General features: G+C 70.9%; 15 protein-coding genes. 6 read left to right on the forward strand and 9 right to left on the reverse strand.

The window, feature by feature from the left end; all coding sequences use genetic code 11:
* The first annotated feature begins 209 nt into the window (after positions 1–209).
* On the forward strand, positions 210–977 hold the full coding sequence (locus J2853_RS14855) for a MerR family transcriptional regulator (protein ID WP_307558278.1): 768 nt from the start codon (positions 210–212) through the stop codon (positions 975–977).
* A gap of 24 nt (positions 978–1001) precedes the next feature.
* Here J2853_RS14855 and J2853_RS14860 read toward each other — a convergent pair whose 3' ends face one another.
* From J2853_RS14860 to J2853_RS14875, 4 genes are all read right to left on the reverse strand, one after another.
* Positions 1002–1874, reverse strand: a complete 873-nt coding sequence (locus J2853_RS14860; RefSeq protein WP_307558280.1) for a diacylglycerol/lipid kinase family protein — start codon at positions 1872–1874, stop codon at positions 1002–1004.
* 62 nt (positions 1875–1936) lie between these two features.
* Complete coding sequence (locus J2853_RS14865; protein WP_307558281.1) at positions 1937–2446, reverse strand: hypothetical protein; 510 nt, start codon at positions 2444–2446, stop codon at positions 1937–1939.
* Between the two features lie 57 nt (positions 2447–2503).
* A complete protein-coding gene (locus J2853_RS14870) occupies positions 2504–3430 on the reverse strand; it encodes an LLM class F420-dependent oxidoreductase (protein WP_307558283.1) in 927 nt (308 codons plus the stop codon).
* Positions 3431–3471: 41 nt separating this feature from the next.
* Positions 3472–4008 carry an NADPH-dependent FMN reductase gene (locus tag J2853_RS14875; protein ID WP_307558285.1) on the reverse strand — a complete coding sequence of 179 codons (537 nt, stop codon included), beginning with the start codon at positions 4006–4008 and terminating at the stop codon, positions 3472–3474.
* 887 nt (positions 4009–4895) lie between these two features.
* Between J2853_RS14875 and J2853_RS14880 the strand changes: the two genes are divergently transcribed.
* Positions 4896–5948: a LacI family DNA-binding transcriptional regulator gene (locus J2853_RS14880; RefSeq protein WP_307558287.1), complete on the forward strand. Its 1053-nt coding sequence runs from the start codon at positions 4896–4898 to the stop codon at positions 5946–5948.
* Between the two features lie 27 nt (positions 5949–5975).
* Here J2853_RS14880 and J2853_RS14885 read toward each other — a convergent pair whose 3' ends face one another.
* The gene (locus tag J2853_RS14885; RefSeq protein ID WP_307558289.1) at positions 5976–6437 is read right to left on the reverse strand and encodes a MarR family winged helix-turn-helix transcriptional regulator; all 462 of its coding nucleotides are present in this window, start codon (positions 6435–6437) and stop codon (positions 5976–5978) included.
* Between the two features lie 444 nt (positions 6438–6881).
* Between J2853_RS14885 and J2853_RS14890 the strand changes: the two genes are divergently transcribed.
* Entirely contained in the window at positions 6882–7859 is a 978-nt protein-coding gene (locus tag J2853_RS14890; RefSeq protein WP_307558291.1) for a slipin family protein, read from the forward strand.
* 55 nt (positions 7860–7914) lie between these two features.
* Here the strand turns inward: J2853_RS14890 and J2853_RS14895 are convergent, their stop codons facing one another.
* Both J2853_RS14895 and J2853_RS14900 read right to left on the reverse strand, forming a co-directional pair.
* Entirely contained in the window at positions 7915–9102 is a 1188-nt protein-coding gene (locus J2853_RS14895; protein ID WP_307558293.1) for an anhydro-N-acetylmuramic acid kinase, read from the reverse strand.
* 53 nt (positions 9103–9155) lie between these two features.
* Positions 9156–10730 (reverse strand): glycoside hydrolase family 10-like protein, encoded by a 1575-nt coding sequence (locus tag J2853_RS14900; protein WP_307558294.1) that lies wholly within the window; start codon positions 10728–10730, stop codon positions 9156–9158.
* A 201-nt stretch (positions 10731–10931) separates the two neighbouring features.
* Between J2853_RS14900 and J2853_RS14905 the strand changes: the two genes are divergently transcribed.
* Positions 10932–12446, forward strand: coding sequence for a glycoside hydrolase family 3 protein (locus J2853_RS14905; RefSeq protein WP_307558296.1), 1515 nt, complete (start codon positions 10932–10934; stop codon positions 12444–12446).
* Between the two features lie 25 nt (positions 12447–12471).
* Entirely contained in the window at positions 12472–13404 is a 933-nt protein-coding gene (locus J2853_RS14910) for a MurR/RpiR family transcriptional regulator (protein ID WP_307558298.1), read from the forward strand.
* Positions 13405–13415: 11 nt separating this feature from the next.
* On the opposite strand, the gene J2853_RS14915 is transcribed toward J2853_RS14910, so the two are convergent.
* Positions 13416–14627, reverse strand: a complete 1212-nt coding sequence (locus J2853_RS14915) for a low temperature requirement protein A (protein WP_307558300.1) — start codon at positions 14625–14627, stop codon at positions 13416–13418.
* A gap of 215 nt (positions 14628–14842) precedes the next feature.
* On the opposite strand from J2853_RS14915, the gene J2853_RS14920 reads away from it, so the two are divergent.
* Positions 14843–15781, forward strand: a complete 939-nt coding sequence (locus J2853_RS14920) for a MerR family transcriptional regulator (protein WP_307558302.1) — start codon at positions 14843–14845, stop codon at positions 15779–15781.
* 130 nt (positions 15782–15911) lie between these two features.
* Here the strand turns inward: J2853_RS14920 and J2853_RS14925 are convergent, their stop codons facing one another.
* Complete coding sequence (locus J2853_RS14925; protein WP_307558304.1) at positions 15912–16364, reverse strand: GNAT family N-acetyltransferase; 453 nt, start codon at positions 16362–16364, stop codon at positions 15912–15914.
* Positions 16365–16367: the final 3 nt, after the last annotated feature.

Here is a 16367-nt window from a genome sequence, read left to right on the forward strand (position 1 = left end):
CGCAGGTGAATCGGCGACCCCGTGATCTGAACTCCCCGGCGGGCCCCGGCCCCCCGCCTCGCTGTGAGGACCTCGTCGCCCGCGTGTGACCGCCTTGCGGAAGTCGCGCTTCCTGATCACTCTTGACCTTCTCGTTGCGTCAACTCCTACGGTCGTGAACGAGCCGGAAAGCACCGGCTCGGCGATGGACAAGAACGGGTGAGCCGGTCATGGCATGGTCGATCACGCAGGTGGCCCGGATGTCGGGAGTGACGTCCCGGACGCTGCGCCACTACGACGAGATCGGGCTGCTGCCGCCCGCGCGGGTCGGCGCGAACGGCTACCGCTACTACGAGGAGGACCAGTTGCTGCGCTTGCAGCAGGTCCTGGTGTTGCGCGAACTGGGTCTCGGCCTGACCGAGATCAAGGAAATCGTCGAGCGGCACACCGACCCCGTCGTAGCGCTGCGCGAGCACCACCGGCGCCTGCTGGCGGAGCGCGACCGGCTGGACGACGTCACCCGCATGGTGGAACGCACCATCGCCGAACTTCAGCGGAACGAAGGGAAGACGACCATGTCCAAGATCAGCAGACCGGAGAACCTGTTCGAGGGATTCGACGGCGCACGGTACGAGGCCGACGCCCGCGAGCGGTGGCCGGAGCAGTGGCAGCGGAGCGGGCAGCAGGAACTCCTGGCCGGCCGCACTCCGCAGGAGCTGGAGCGGATGCAGCGGGAGGCGACGGCAGGGATGATACGGATGGCCGAGCACATGCTCACCGGCACCCCCGTCGACGCCCCGCAGGTCCTCGCCGAGCTCGACGTCCACTATCGGCACCTCAGCGAGTCCTGGACGCCGACCACGGAGCAGTATCTGCACCTGGCCCGGATGCAGGCGCAGGAGGAGCGGTTCCGGGTGAACTACGAGAAGGTCGCCGAGGGCCTGGCCGAGTACATGCGCGACGCCATGACCGCCTACGCGCACGCCCGGCTGAGCTGAACCGGGAACGGGTCCCGGCGCGGTTCAGGTGAACATCCGCCAGGCGGCGGGCATGACCGTCCAGCGCCGCCTGGCCGTACGGCCGACCAGTTCGCCGTCGGCGTTCACCGGTACGGCCTCACCCTCCACGGTCACCTCGCGCCCGCGGCCGGTGGTCACTCCCCGCATCTCGGGGTGGCGCCCCCGGCGTAGCCGCAGCGCGTAGGCGAGCCGCTCCAGCGGCCCGGTCGTCAGCGCGACGACGACGTCCACCATGCCGTCGTCGGGCCTGGCCCGGGGGGTCAGCGGGGTGCCGCCGCCGATGGTGACGCCGTTGCCGATGCCGAGCATGAGCACCGGGTCCTCCCCGGCCATCTGCCGGCCGTCCACCGTCACGCGCAGCCTCCAGCCGGGGCTGCGCACGCCCGCGAGCAGCCCGCCCACCGCGTAGGCGAGCCGCCCGAGCCCGGGCTTGAGCGGCTTGGCCTGCTCGGACGCCTCCGCGCCGACGCCGAGATGCACCGCGTTGACGACGACCCCGCCCTCGTCGTCAATGAGGAGGTCGAGGGGGTGAGGCCGTCCGGCGAGCACGACGCGTGCCGCCACCTGGGGGTCCAGCGGAATGCCCAGCCCTCGGGCGAAGTCGTTGCCGGTGCCCAGCGGGACGAGCCCCACCGTCCGGGTGTCCAGCTCGCCGCGCCGGTACAGGGTGGAGACCACCACGTGGAGCGACCCGTCGCCGCCCAGCACGACCACGTCACGGCCGGGGCAGGCGTCGAGCATCTCCTCCAGGTCCTTCTCGCCGACGGGCGCCTCGACCACGTCGGCGCCGCCGCGCAATGTCTCGATGACGGCGGTCCTGACGTCGTCGTCCGCGCTTCCCGCTCCCTCGTTGTAGATCGCCAGTAACTCGGCCATGTCGCTCCTTCGCGTGATCGTCTCCCCGGTCCCTGCCCCCAGGAACGGCGACCACGCTCACCTCAGCCCAGCCGCCACCAGCGCCAGCCCAGCCAGAGGCCCGCCGCGACCGCCAGCAGGGCGGACAGGACGTACACCACGACGATGCTCGTGCTCGTGAGCAAGCGGTCGTTGCCCGCGACGAGGATGGCCATGAGCACCGCGCTCAGCAGGCCCACCCCCACACCCGCGGCGAGGCCGACCCCGGAGGCCACCAGCGCGCGCTTCAGGGCGCTCCTGTGCCGGGGAGGCGGCGTCATGACCGGCAGGAGCCGCTCGACGACGAGCGCGGGATCGTCGTCGACCTGGCCGGCGGCGAGCTGGACGGCCACCCCGCCCCGCTTCGGCTCGCTCAGGTAGATCCACTGACGTCTGTCGAGGAAAATGGCCGCGTCACCCGCTCCGGGATAGCTCAGCCAGAGGAACGGCGCGCCCTCGGGAAACTTCCTGAGCCTGTGCCGGACGACCGGGACGCGAAGGTCGAGCGCCGCCTCCAGGACTCGCAATGCCCGTTCCTGATCCGCGTTACCCACGATGACCTCCCCCTTCCCACCTTCACACGGCACGGCGGGTCGTCCTCGACATCGTGCCTACGCCCCCGGGCGCACGTCCAGGGCGGCCGCGAGCTCGGTCAGTTGCGCGACCCCTCCGCGCAGGTCCGGCGGAAGCGGCTGGAGGGCGACGTGGTCCGCCCCGGCGTCGAGGTGCGCGCGGACCCGTGTGGCGACGGTGTCCGCGTCTCCCCACGCGACGATCGCGTCCACCAGCCGGTCGCTGCCGCCGCCGGCGAAGTCCTCGTCCGCGTAGCCGAGGTGGCGCAGGTTGTTGACGTAGTTTCCCAAGGTCAGATATATCGCCATGTGCGCACGGGCGATCCTCCTGGCCTCGGCCGGGTCTCTCTCCAGGACCACGGCCTGCTCGGGAGCGAGGATCCGGCCGGGGCCGAGGGTCTCGCGGGCGATCGCGGTGTGCTCCGGCGGCACGAAGTACGGGTGGGCCCCGTCGGCCTTGTCCCTGGCGAGCTCCAGCATCCGTGGCCGCAACGCGGCGAGCAACCTGGGCGTGGGCGGGTCGGGGGCGAACGGCAGATCGCCCACGACGGTGTCCATCGCGTCGAGATACGCGCTCATCGCGGCGACGGGACGCCTGTAGTCGTGTCCGCGCTGGGTGACCATGGGGGCGTGGCTGACCCCGACGCCCAGGGCGAACCGCCCCGGGTAGGCCTCGCCGTACGCCGCCGCACCGGTCGCCATGGCGGTCGCGTCGCGCACCCAGATGCTGGCGATGCCGCTCCCGACGGCGATGGTCCGGGTGGCCGCGAGCAGGATCCCGGCGGTGCTGAACGCCTCCCTGCTTCCCGGCGCCTCCCCGAACCACAGCGCGCCGTACCCGAGCTCCTCGATCTCCGTCGCCGCCTGCCGTACGGCCTGCACCGGAGCCCGTCCGAACAGGGGGTGCCACACACCGATCCGGCCGATGCCCATCGCGCCGCCTCCGATCCAGCTCGACTGAACCACCCGGTCAGTTTAGTGATCCTGGTACAGGCACCCCCCGGCCCTCACGTCCGGGCCTTGGCGAGCGACGGCGAGCACAGCTCGTCCAGCACCTTGTGGAACCGGCCGCGGAACTCCTTGTCGGCGAGCTTGCCGGTGGCGTCGAAGCGGCTGCGGCCCGAGGAGACCGCCAGATCCGCGCCGTACACGATCGCGCCCGCGGCGCCGAGTGCCCGTCGCAGGTGGGTCTGCGTCCACATCGCCTCGTGGGGACGCAGGCAGGCGGTCACCACCCCCACGGGCTTTCCCAGCAGAATCGCGCCGGCACGCGGAGACGACAGCCAGCCGAGCGCGTTGCTCAGCTGGACCGGCAGCGTGCTGTGGGCCGGAGCCGTGATCAGCATGCCGTTCGCCTCAGACACCATGCGGTACAGCTCGTCCACCGGCTGCGGGAGCTCGCCGTCCACGACGGGCGGTATCCGGTCCAGTCCCTCCCAGATCTCGAAGTCCGCCGTCGCCGGCAGCTCCCACGACGCGGCCTCCAGCAGCCTCCAGACGTACGCCCCCGGGTGCAGGCTGCCAGCAATCCCAATGATCTTCATCCCCGACCTCATCCCTGTCGCGATGCCGTGACACTACGCACGAGGGGGATCTCACTGCTTCGGTCACCTGACCGCGGTCGGCAGCATGAGAATTCCCCGACTCGCCGGCGGGAACCGCTGTACGGGTCCGCCATGATCCACGTGGAAGGCCCGTCCGCGGTGCCGCCGGAACCGATGCAGTCGCTCCGCTCACGAAGTCCGAGACAACGGGGACTTCTTCGCCGGTCACTATTGCCACACGGGTGTCGCCGGGCCTCACATTCCCTCACATTCAGGACGTGCCCACAGAAAAGGGTCACGAACATGAACCCTGAACACCGATCCCCCCATAAACCAGTGATTTATCGGTCAAAGCCAACGAAAACCACAGGTCCCAGGCCATGTCGTCGGCCATGATCGGCGTTCAGAAAATTTGAAAACCGCACCCGCCCGGCCCCGCGGAGCGCCTCCGGCGCCCCGCGATCATCGGCTCCGGCCCCTCCGGAGACCACGCTCTCCGGGGGGAGAGGGAGACCCCTCACGGTCAGGCCCCGAAACCACGGCACGCCTGTCCCGCGGGACGTTCGAAGATCGTCGGCGGGGTGCCCGTCGAGCCCTCGGCGGGGAAGTCGGGAGAGCGCTCTCCGAGCGCTGAGGTGTCCCCCACCGCGAATCGGACCGTGCCAGAGCCTCGCTCCACGGCGCGAAATCTTCTCCGTGCCCGACCGAAACAGACAGAGCCCACCATCGGCGGTCTTTCGGCGACGCCCCGGCGGCGGGAGCGGTTCTCGGGTAAAGGGCCCTCCGCAGAGGGGCGGGGACCGCGGGCCGCACCGGCGACGGCCCTCCCCTGGACAAGGCCGCCGACCTGGATGGAGAGCGCTCTCCCATATGCTATAAAAGCTCTCATGAGCGAAGACCTCCCGTCGATACCGAGCTCGTCCACCTTGGAGGACGTGGCCCGGGTGGCGGGAGTGTCCCGCGCGACCGTCTCTCGCGTGATCAACGGCATTCGCAACGTCGATCCCGACATCCAGGAGAAGGTCCGCCAGGCCATCGTCACCACCGGGTACGCCCCGAACCGGGCCGCGCGTTCCCTCGTCACCCGCCGCACCGGCTCGATCGCCCTGGTCGTCTCCGGCGCCGGCGGCGAAGGCGAGGAGGATCCGTTCCCGAACCGGGTCTTCGGCGACCCGTTCTTCGGCCGCGTGGCCAGCGGCGTCCTCGGTTTCCTGCGCCCCCTCGGCATGCACCCGGTCCTGATGCTCGCCGAGACCGCCGAGAGCCGGGAGCAGGTGATCTCCTACCTCCGGCAGGGCAACGCCGACGGCGCGCTCCTCGTCTCCAGCCACGCCGCGGACCCGCTGCCGAAGCTCCTCGTCGACGCCGGGCTACCCGCCGTCCTCTTCGCCAGGCCGCCCAGGCCGATCCCCATCAGCTACGTCGACGTCGCGCACCGGGCGGGAGGGACCCTGGCCGCCGAGCACCTCGTCGCCCGCGGCTGTCAGCGCGTCGCGACCATCACCGGCCCTCTCGACGTTCCCGCCAGCCAGGACCGGCTGGCGGGGTTCCAGGAGACGATGGCCAGGCACGGCCATCCCTACATCCCCATCGTCGAGGGCGACTTCAGCCATGACAGCGGCGAGACCGCGATGCAGCGGCTCATGGCGGAGCACCCGGACGTGGACGGCGTCTTCATCGCCAACGACCTGATGGCGCAGGGCGCTCTCCTCGTCCTGCGCGACCACGGCCGGCGGATACCCGACGACGTCGCCGTGGTCGGCTTCGACGACAGCAGCGCCGCCCTCGCCTGCCGTCCCCAGCTGACCACGGTCCGCCAGCCCATGGAGGACATGGCCGCGGAGATGGCCCGCCTGCTGCTCTCCCACGTCGAGGAGCCGGAGCGGCGGGTGACCTCGGTCATCTTCGAGCCCACCCTGGTGATCCGGCAGTCGGCCTGACGGCCACCCGTACCGCCCTTCGCCGGGTCACGGAGCGGACGCGCTCCCCTCCCCTTGCGTGCTGTGCCAGACCGGGAGGGCGAGCGCCGCGTCCATGCGCCGCAGCTCATCGCGGTGCAGCGCGCTCAGGCGCACCAGGACCTGCTCCCCCTCCGGCGTCAGCGAAACCCGCACCGCCCGTCCGTCGCTCGGGTGCGCGCCCCGCTCCACGAGCCCCTGCCCCTGTGCCCGGTCGACCAGTTCGACCACGCTGTGGTGGCGCAGCTGGAGCCGGTCGGCGAGCTCCCGCACGGTCGCCCACTCCCTGCCCGGAAACCCCTTCAGCGACAGCAGCAGCTGGTACTGCTGGGGGGTGAGACCGTCCCTGCGCACCGTCTCCTCACTGAAGCGCAGGTAACGGCGGATCCCGAAGCGGAACCGGGCCAACGCCTCGAAATCCTGTTTCGTCAGGGGCTCGAACTCCCCTCCCCCGCCTTCCGCCGTCACCACAGCAGGTCCCCTTTTCGCCTGATCTCCTGTTTCATCCAGGGAAAGTATATCGTGATACGACATATTTGTATCCGCCCCCGGGATGCGTACGCAATATGAGGGGTGCCACCCCACCTTTAGGGGAAGAAAAGTACATATCGGATACTTTGTATCGTGCTACGATAGAAGTATCCGAACGGGCACATTCAGCGAGATAACACCCGACGGACAGACCCCCCGGGAGGTCGTCGTGTTCAGTGATCACGAACGCGAGGTGTCGCACGGGATCCGGCGCCGCCTGGCGGCCGGGAATCCACGCACGAGTCCGCGAACCGCGGCACCCGTCCTCGCCGCCCCGCGACCGCTCGCCACGGGTGGCGCCGACGGCACCGGCCGCCGATCCGGACCTTCGAGGTGCCGGAAGCGCCGGAGCGGCGGGACCGAGGGCGGACATCGGAGGACGGAATGATCATCTATGCGCTGACCGTGATCCTGGTGGTGGTCGCGATGTTGCTCGCGTCGAGCGCTCGGATCGTCCAGCAGTTCGAGCGGGGCGTCGTCTTCCGGTTCGGGCAGGTGCGCAAAGAGCTCCGCAAGCCCGGGCTCGTCCTGATCGTGCCGGTCGTCGACCGTCTGCAGAAGGTCAACATGCAGATCGTCACCATGCCGGTGCCCGTGCAGGACGCCATCACCCGCGACAACGTGACCGTCCGCGTGGACGCCGTCATCTACTTCCGGGTCATCGACCCGGTCCGCGTGATCGTCAACGTCCAGGACTACGAGTCCGCCATTCGCCAGGTGGCGCTGGCCTCGCTGCGCTCGATCATCGGCAAGAGCGAGCTGGACGACCTGCTGTCCAACCGGGAGCGGCTCAACGAGGGGCTGGAGTTGATGATCGACAACCCAGCCGTGGGCTGGGGCGTGCACATCGACCGCGTCGAGATCAAGGACGTGTCACTGCCCGAGTCGATGAAACGCTCCATGTCACGGCAGGCCGAGGCCGAACGCGAACGGCGCTCCCGCGTCATCACCGCCGAAGGTGAGCTGCAGGCCTCCAAGAAGCTGGCCCAGGCCGCCGAAACGATGACCTCGCACCCGGCCGCCCTGCAGTTGCGCCTGCTCCAGACCGTCGTCGAGGTCGCCGCCGAGAAGAACTCCACCCTCGTGCTGCCCTTCCCCGTCGAACTGCTCCGCTTCCTGGAACGATCGACGCCCCCCGAGGTCGCGGAGCTCTTCGAGACCGACCGGCCCGCCGAGACCGTGGAGGTTTCCAGGGACGACCGGCCCGCCGAGCCGGCGGAGGTCTCCGAGGCGGAGCAGGACACCTCGCACTCCATCCCCGCGCCCTCTCCGGACCTGTCGATCTCACCGCCCGACCGGCGTCCCCCGGACCCTCGCGTCCTCGATCGAAGGATCGCGTCCAGGCGCTCACCGGACCTATAGGGCGGATGCCCCGTTTCTCCTGGCGTGCGGGTCGGGCTCGGCAGGGGGGAGGACGTCAGCTCCCCACGAAGGCGAGGCGGTCCGGTGCGCCGCGGAGGGGCGGGGGCAGCCTGAGCGGGCCCCGGCCAGGGGTGATCGTGCCGAGGATCCGCGCTCCGGACGCGCCCGTGCAGCCGGGGACCGTACCGGGCAGCCCGTGCGCCGTCAGCCAGCCCAAGAACGAGAAGGCGATCGCCTCCTTGGCGTCGGCGGGCACGCCGAGCTCGTCGCTCGGCGTGATCCGGGCCTCCGGGGCCCGCTCGCGCAGCATGCCGAGCAGGACCGGATTCCGCACCCCGCCTCCCGAGACCACCACGGTCTCGAGCCGGTGCCTGCGGATCTCCGTGGCCACGGTCTCGGCGGTGAGCGCGGTCAGCGTCGCCAGCAGATCGGGAAGGGCCGCCCCGTACGGCGAGGCCATCCTGGCCAGGTAGCCCGGGTGGAACAGCTCCTTGCCGGTGCTCTTCGGCGGGAGCTCACGATAGTACGGCTCCGCCAGCAGATCGCGCAGCAGGTCCTCGTTGATCTCCCCCGCCGCGGCGAGACGGCCGTCCTCGTCGAAGGGCCGGCCCGTGGCGGCGGACACCGCCGCGTCCATCAGCGCCGACGCCGGACCCGTGTCATAGGCGATTCCGGGATCTCGCACGGTCAGGTTCGCGATCCCGCCGAGGTTGAGCGCGCCGCTCGCACCGGGCAGCCCGGCCAGGAGCAGCAGGTCGAAACGGGAGACCAGCGGCGCGCCCTGCCCTCCCGCGCTCACGTCCCGCACGCGCAGATCCGAGACCACGGGCGCGCCGGTCCTCTCGGCGATCCAGGCGGGCTGGCCGAGTTGCAGGGTGCCCCGCACCCGGCCGTTCTCCACCCAGTGGAACAGCGTCTGCCCGTGCGAGCACACGAGATCGACCGGGCCGCACTCCTCGGCCGCGTCGGCGAACGCCTGGCCTATCAGGGTGTCGAGCCGGCATACCTCGGCCATGCCGGTCGGGTTCGGCGGGAGCGCGGCGAGGATCCGCTCGCGGAGCTCCCGCCCGTACGGCCGCGTGCCGGTGTGCTCGACGGTCCCCGTGAGCACCCCGGCGGTCATCGACCATTCCACGATCGCGCTGTCGATCCCGTCGTGAGACGTCCCCGACATCAGCCCGAGCACCCGCACCCGCTGTCCCTCCCCGATCTCCTCGGTGCCTCCGAACTCTTGACGGATCACCGCGGGGGGACGGCCCCTGGCGGGGTCGCGGGGGGATTCTCAACCGGACGTCATCACCGCACGCGGCGCCCGAAGCTCGGCGGGCTCTGGCGTCCGGGACGGTCCACGGCGGTCACGTAGTAATACGTTCCCCTGGTGCCCGCGGAATCCACCCAGCGTACGTCCCGGCCCGCGGGAACGACCGCGACCAGGTGCCGGGCGTCGGTGAAGTCCTCCGGCCCGGCGCTCCGGTCGAGGCGGAAGATCGCATACTGGAACGGGACGTCCCTGCCGGCGGCGCGGATGTTCAGCTCGACGCCTCCGTTCACCCTCTGCGCCCGGACGAGCAGCGGACGGAGCGGTGCCCTGCCCTTCGCGAGCCGGGGAAGCAACGGAGCCAGCGCGGGCCGGGTGTAGTGATCGGTCACGGCGGTGCTGATCGACCCGAGCCGGTCGTCGCGCACGTCGCCGGAGTTGTACCAGATATCGCCGCCGACCTGCGGGTGATCCCGGTTGAGGGTCAGGTGCCTGGTGAGCTCGCCCGGCTGGAACCACTCGGCGGGCTGCCCCGCGGCCCCCGCCTTGTAGGCCGCCTGCCCGATCCAGAGCTGCGTGCCGGTGCCCGCCGCCACGTCGGACCACCAGGGGACCAGCTTGGCGTAGTCGGCGTTGGACTGTCCGATGTACCAGTAGAGCTGCGGCGCGATGTAGTCCAGCCAGCCCTTCTTGACCCAGCCCCGGGTGTCGGCGTGCAGGTTGTCGTAGGACTGGCCGCCGCTGGTCTCCGAGCCGAGGGGGTCGGTGGCCTTGTTCCGCCAGATGCCGGACGGGCTGATGCCCCAGGCGATCTCCGGCTTGGCCCGCCGTACCCGCTGCTGCATCTCCCGCACGAGCAGGTCCACGTTGTTCCGCCGCCAGGTCGCGAGGTCGGGGAAGCCCCCGCCGTACCGGGCGTAGGCCGCGCTGTCGTCGAAGTCCGGGGTGTTGACCGGGTAGAAGTAGTCGTCGAAGTGCAGGCCGTCGATGTCGTACCGGGTGACCGCGTCCATCATCGCGTCCTGCACGAACGCGCGGACCTCGGGCATGCCCGGGTTGTAGTACAGCTTGCCGCCGTAGGCGACGATCCAGTCGGGGTGCTTGCTGCCCGGATGGTCGGGGTGCAGCTTGGCGGGGTCGGCCTGCATCGACACGCGGTAGGGGTTGAACCACGCGTGGAAGGCCAGGCCCCGCTTGTGGGTCTCCTCGACCACGAACGCCAGGGGGTCGTAGCCGGGGTTCTGCCCCTGGACGCCGGTCAGATACTGCGACCAGGGTTCGTACGGCGAGGGCCAGAAGGCGTCGGCGGTCGGCCGGACCTGGACGAACACGGAGTTCAGCTTGCGTGCCTGCGCCAGGTCCAGCCAGGCGAGATACTCGGCCTTCTGCTGGTCCGCGCTCAGCCCGGTCCTCGACGGCCAGTTGATGTTGGCGACCGAGGCGATCCACATGCCGCGCATCTGGCGCAGCGGCTGCGCTCCCCCCGCCGAGGCGGCGATCTCATCGGCCGCGGCGGAGGCGGAGGTCGGGGCGAAGACGGGCAGGGACACTGTGGTCGCCGCGGCGGCGAGGGCGAGGCCGCGCAGGACGGTACGCCGGTCGGGTGAGCTCATGCGGACTCCAAGGGGGTGTTCAGCTCCTGGCGGTTCCGGCCGTGAGGCCACGGACCAGGTGCCGTGGGACGAACACGAAGCTGGTCACGGAGGTCTCGCTCGCGAGAATGACAGAAAGCTACCTTCAAAGCAATTATGATGAAATAAATTGTCATTGATGTGTGATCTGCTCCGTGACGCTTCCAGCGAGAAGGTGGCCCTATGCCCCATCGCAGTCCCGACCTGGCCCGGCTGGCCCTGACCGTACTCCAGCCGGGCTTCGAGGGCACCGTTCCGCCCCGCTGGCTGCTCCGGGAACTCGCCGACGGCCTCGGCGGGACCGTCCTGTTCGCCCGGAACCTGACCGGCGCCGCGCAGACGGCCGAGCTCGTCGCCCGGCTACGCGAGGAGAATCCGGCCGTGGTCGTCGCGGTGGACGAGGAGGGCGGATCGGTCACCCGGTTGCAGGCCGCGACGGGCAGTTCCTGGCCGGGCAACCGGGCGCTGGGCGTGGTCGACGACGTGGAACGCACCAAGCGGGTCGCCGGGGAGATCGGCCGTCTCCTCGCCGCGGCCGACATCACCCTGGATTACGCCCCCGTGGCGGACGTCAACGCCAACCCGGCCAACCCGGTGATCGGCATCCGCTCCTTCGGGCCCGACCCCGGGCTCGTCTCCCGCCAGACCACCGCCTGGATCACCGGCCTGCAGGACGCGGGGGTGGCCGCCTGCGCCAAGCACTTTCCCGGCCACGGCGACACCGTCACCGACTCCCACCACGCGCTGCCGACCGTGCACGCCTCCCTTCGCCTCCTCCGGGAGCGTGACCTGCCGCCCTTCGCCGCCGCGGTGAAGGCCGGGGTCCGGGCCGTGATGTGCGGTCACCTGCTGGTGCCCGCGCTCGATCCCGACCACCCCGCCACGCTGAGCAGGAAGATCATGACCGGGCTGCTCCGCGAGGAGCTGGGCTTCGACGGCATGCTGGTCACCGACGCCATCGAGATGGGCGCCGTCGCCGCCCTCCACCCGCCCGGGGAGATCGCGGTCCGCGCGCTGGCCGCCGGCGTGGACGCGATCTGCGCCGGCATCACCTCCCCCGACGGGGAGACCGTCCGGGAACTGCGCGACGCGATCGTGGAGGCCGTACACGACGGAAGGCTTCCCGAGGATCGGCTGGCCGAGGCGGCGGCGCGGGTGCTCGCCCTGGCCCGCTGGTACGCCGAGAACGCCTCCGTCAGGAAAGCTCGGGAAACGCCGAACCCCGGCGGAGAAGGCGAGGACCGCGAGGAGGACGGGGACCTCGGCCTGGAGGTCGCCCGCGCGGCCATGCGCGTGGTCACCGCCGACGGTCACGAGGCCCGCCTCTCACGGCCGCCCCTGGTCGTGGACATCGCCCCGAGGCTGAGCCGGGCGGTCGACCCCGACACCCTGACCGGCGTCGCCGGCGCCCTGGCCGAGCTGTTACCGGGCACCGTCGCGTACGCCGTCGCCTCCGAGGCGGCGGAACTCCCCGACCTCGGCGACCGTGAGCGACCGCTCGTGCTGGTGGCACACGACGCCCGGCGCCAGGCATGGGTCCGGAACCTGCTGGCGCGGGCCGTCCGGCTGCGCTCCGACGCCATCGTGGTCGAGACCGGGCTTCCCGGCGAGCCCACCGGCGCCGTATACGTCACAACAAATGGCATTTCTCGGGCATCGGCCCGTGCTGTCGCTCAATGGCTGACCAAGGGCCAATAAAGTGGCCCTGACACGAGAGGTACGCATGAACGACCACGACGGCCCCACACCCGTGAACCTGGTGGCGACGGTAAGGGCCGTCCTGCCCTCGCTCACCCCCGCCGCCCGGGGCATCGCCCGTCTCATCCTGGACGATCCCGGCATGGTGGCCCGCAGCACCATCACGGAGTTCAGCGCGGTCTCCGGGACGAGCGAGGCCACGATCGTGCGCACCGCCAGGGCGCTGGGCTTCGCCGGATACTCCCAGCTGCGGTTCGCCCTGGCCGCCGTGGTGGCCAGGGACGAGCCCGAACGGCTGGTCCCCGGTGACCTGGGACCCGACGACCCGCTCACCGACGTGATCGCGAAGGTGACCAGGGCCGAGTCCGAGGCACTGGCCGACACCGCGGCGCAGCTCAACCCCGACCGGCTGGGCGCGGTGGTGGAGGCCATGGCCGCCGCCCGCAAGGTCGACGTCTACGGCGTCGGCGCCTCCGGCCTCGTCGCGGTCGACATGGCGCAGAAACTGATGCGGATCGGCCTGTCCAGCCACGCCTTCACCGACGCCCACCTCGCGCTCACCAGCGCCGCGCTGGTACGCCAGGGCGACGTCACCGTGGGAGTGAGCTGCACCGGCGAGACCCCCGACGTGCTCGGGCCGATGCGCCTCGCGAGCAAGGCCGGAGCCACCACCGTGGCCATCACCAACAACCCGCGCTCCTCGCTGGCCGAACTCGCCGACCACGTCCTGGTCTCCGCCGGCAGGGAGACCGCCTTCCGGCCGGGCGCGCTGGCCAGCCGCATCAGCCAGCTCCTGATCGTCGACTGCATCTTCGTCGGCATCGCCCAGCGCACCTTCGACACCTCCGACGCGGCCTTACGGGCCACCAGGGACGCCCTCGACGAGTTCCTGACGGACACCCGCCGCCGCAACAAGGCCGCCCAGAGCCACGAGCGCGCGGAACCCCGGCCGGTCTGACCGCCGGCCGGTCATCGGCGAGATCGCCCGGCGGTTTCAGGCGCGATGGTGACGGTGATCAGCAGGACGCAGACGGCCGCGATCGCCGCGACCACGGCGGCCACTCCGATCCACGGCACCGCGAGCGGCAGGAGCAGGACGACGGCGGCGCAGCCCAGGACCGCGGCGGGACGCATGACGGGCTCCGCCATGATGGGCGCGTGGACCATCCACAGCAAGGCGAGGAACACGCCGACCGGGATCGCGACGGCGTAGCAGATCGCGAGGGGTGAGGCCCCGACGTCGTGCCCGGTCTGCTCGACCATGACCTCAAGGCCGGCGCCGAGGGCCGCGAGGGCCGCAAAAATGCCGTAGTGGCCGTATCCCCACAGGTAGGAACGATGGCGGCGGTCGCTGAGACCTTCGCCGACCGGGGTAAGGAAGTACAGCCACCACAGGGCGAACAACAGGACCAGCCCGGAGACGACGACGGTGACGAAGGAAGCGCTGATCTCGGCCCCTTCGAGCGCTCCCTCGAGCCCCTTGGTCGCGGCCAGGACGCTCTCGCCGAGCAGAATGATCGTGAACAGGCCGTAGCGCTCGGCGATGTGATGCGGGTGCCAGTTGGTGGCCCTGGCCCGTTCCGCCCACCGCGGCACCATGAGTTCCAGGACGGCCAGGCCGGCGAAGAACAGCAGCTGGGTGAACGACGACAGGACACCCGTCGCCGCGAGGAGGAGGTGAAGTCCCCAGCCCCCCTGAAGGACGGTGATGCCGGTGGCGTAGCGCAGCGCGGTACGACGCCTCGCCGGGTCCTCGACCCCGGCCCTCACCCACTGGGTGACGAGCCCGATCCTCATGATGAGGTAGCCGAGCGTGACGGCACGGTAGTCCGAGTGGTCGGCCGCGGCCGGCACCCCGGCGGCGAGGACCAGCACCCCGGCCATCTGCACCATGGTCAGCAGCCGGTAGGCGACGTCGTCGGTGTCGTACGACGACGCGAACCAGGTGAAGTTCATCCACGCCCACCAGATCGCGAAGAAGACCTGGAGGAACGGGACGAGCCCGGCCGCTCCGTGACCGTCGGCGATGCTGTGCGCGAGCTGGGCGGTGGCGGCCGCGATCGCGACCACGAAGGTGAGATCGAACAGAAGTTCGAGCTGGCTCGAGACGCGGTGCGGTTCGTCGATCGGACGCGCGCTCATCCGGATCCGGATCCGCATCCTGGCACTTGCTGGTGGCAAGGTCTCGCTCCTGTCGTCCCATGGGTCCGTCCTGCTGGAAGACAGGACAGCGTCCTGTTCTGTGACACCTCGGCGCCGGAAACTCGCATCGATCGGAAGGGCCGAGGTCACCGGGCCGCGTCGACGTGGCGATCACGCGTGGATGAGGTGTGGTTTGCGGCCGGCGGGCGAATGGGCTTGAGTCTCCTCCAAGGGGAGGCGCGAGGGTGGAGGGCATGGACGGCGACACGCTCTACTCGATCGGCGACCTGGCCCGGCGGACCGGATTGACGGTCAAGGCCATTCGGTTCTACTCCGACCGCGGGATCGTGCCGCCGACCGACCGTAGCCCGGCCGGCTACCGCCTCTACGACATCGACGCCGTCGCACGCCTGGACCTCGTACGGACGCTGCGCGACCTGGGACTGGACCTTCCCACGATCCGCAGGGTCGTGAACCGGGAGGTCTCGCTTCCCGAGGTCGCCGCGGCGCACGCCGAGGCACTGGCGGTGCAGGTCCGCACGCTGCGCCTGCGGCGCGCGGTGCTGACGGTGGTGGCCAGGCGCGGGTCGACCCCTGAGGAGATGGATCTCATGCACAAGCTGGCCAAGCTCTCCGAGGACGAACGCCGACGTCTGATCGGCGATTTCCTCGACGCCGTCTTCGGCGGCCTGGACGCCCACCCCGGATTCGCGGGGATCATGCGCACGATGACCCCCGAACTGCCCGACAACCCCGAGGCCGAGCAGGTCGAGGCGTGGGTGGAGCTGGCCGAACTGTCTCAGGACCCGGATTTTCGCGCCGGAATGCGGCGGACGGCGGAGCAGCACGCGGCCGAACACGCCCGGGGCGACCTCACGGTCCCGCGCCGCGACGCCGCGGCCATGGTCCGCGACCAGGCGGGCCCGGCCCTGGCGGCCGGGATCGACCCGCTCTCGCCCGGGGCCGACCCGGTCGTCGGGGCGATCACGGCTCAGTACGCGCGCGCCTTCGGCCACCCCGACGACGCCGACCTGCGGCGCCGCCTGTTGACCCTGCTGGAGACCGCGAACGACCCCCGCAGGGAGCTGTATCTTCGGCGGCTCGCAGTGATCAACGGCTGGCCGGCCCCGGAGAGCCTGGCTCCGGTGCTCGACTGGTCCGTCCAGGCCCTGCGCGCCCGGGTACCGGGATAGCGGGTAACGGTGGGGGAACCGATCCGGTTCGGCCACCGGTGAACGGCGACCTGGGCCGCCGTCATCGCCGCGGAGAGGTGGGCGGACCTGACGTCACGACCCCGCGACAGCGACGCCGAACGCGCGGGCCTCAAACGGGGTAGGCGTACCTCGTGATCCACAGGCCGGGGATCACCTCGACGTCCTCGACCCTGCCGAAGCCGAGCCGCTCGTAGAGCGTGCGGGCGGGCACGTTGGCCCTGCCGGTGGACACGACGATCCGGCGGTCGCCCGCCCGCGCCATGACCTCGCGCACCAGCGCGCCCCCGATCCCCCGCCGGTGCATGCCCGGATCCACGACGAGCCGGTCGATGTCCACCGTCCGCGCCGTCTCCGACCACGCCACGGCCCCGGCCAGCCGGTCGTCGTCGAAGGCGCCCAGCCACGTCAACCGCTCCGCGCACAGGTCCTCAAGGGTCTCGTGCAGCGGGGGGATCCGGTCGTCTTCGATGAGCTTCGCCTCGACGGCGTAGGCCGCGTGCTGCATGGCGAGCAGGTCTCGTCCGAGAGTTCCGCGGTCAGGGGTCACGTCGGTGATGCGCATCCT

This window comes from Streptosporangium lutulentum, from assembly GCF_030811455.1.
Classification (GTDB): Bacteria; Actinomycetota; Actinomycetes; order Streptosporangiales; family Streptosporangiaceae; genus Streptosporangium; species Streptosporangium lutulentum.

Bases quoted from the DNA above. Each gene is read 5' to 3' on its own strand.
- J2853_RS14855 (WP_307558278.1), top strand. From the start codon at position 210: ATGGCATGGTCGATCACGCAGGTGGCCCGGATGTCGGGAGTGACGTCC.
- J2853_RS14875 (WP_307558285.1), bottom strand. From the start codon at position 4,008: ATGAAGATCATTGGGATTGCTGGCAGCCTGCACCCGGGGGCGTACGTC.
- J2853_RS14880 (WP_307558287.1), top strand. From the start codon at position 4,896: ATGAGCGAAGACCTCCCGTCGATACCGAGCTCGTCCACCTTGGAGGAC.
- J2853_RS14890 (WP_307558291.1), top strand. From the start codon at position 6,882: ATGATCATCTATGCGCTGACCGTGATCCTGGTGGTGGTCGCGATGTTG.
- J2853_RS14910 (WP_307558298.1), top strand. From the start codon at position 12,472: ATGAACGACCACGACGGCCCCACACCCGTGAACCTGGTGGCGACGGTA.
- J2853_RS14860 (WP_307558280.1), bottom strand. From the start codon at position 1,874: ATGGCCGAGTTACTGGCGATCTACAACGAGGGAGCGGGAAGCGCGGAC.
- J2853_RS14925 (WP_307558304.1), bottom strand. From the start codon at position 16,364: ATGCGCATCACCGACGTGACCCCTGACCGCGGAACTCTCGGACGAGAC.
- J2853_RS14920 (WP_307558302.1), top strand. From the start codon at position 14,843: ATGGACGGCGACACGCTCTACTCGATCGGCGACCTGGCCCGGCGGACC.
- J2853_RS14905 (WP_307558296.1), top strand. From the start codon at position 10,932: ATGCCCCATCGCAGTCCCGACCTGGCCCGGCTGGCCCTGACCGTACTC.
- J2853_RS14900 (WP_307558294.1), bottom strand. From the start codon at position 10,730: ATGAGCTCACCCGACCGGCGTACCGTCCTGCGCGGCCTCGCCCTCGCC.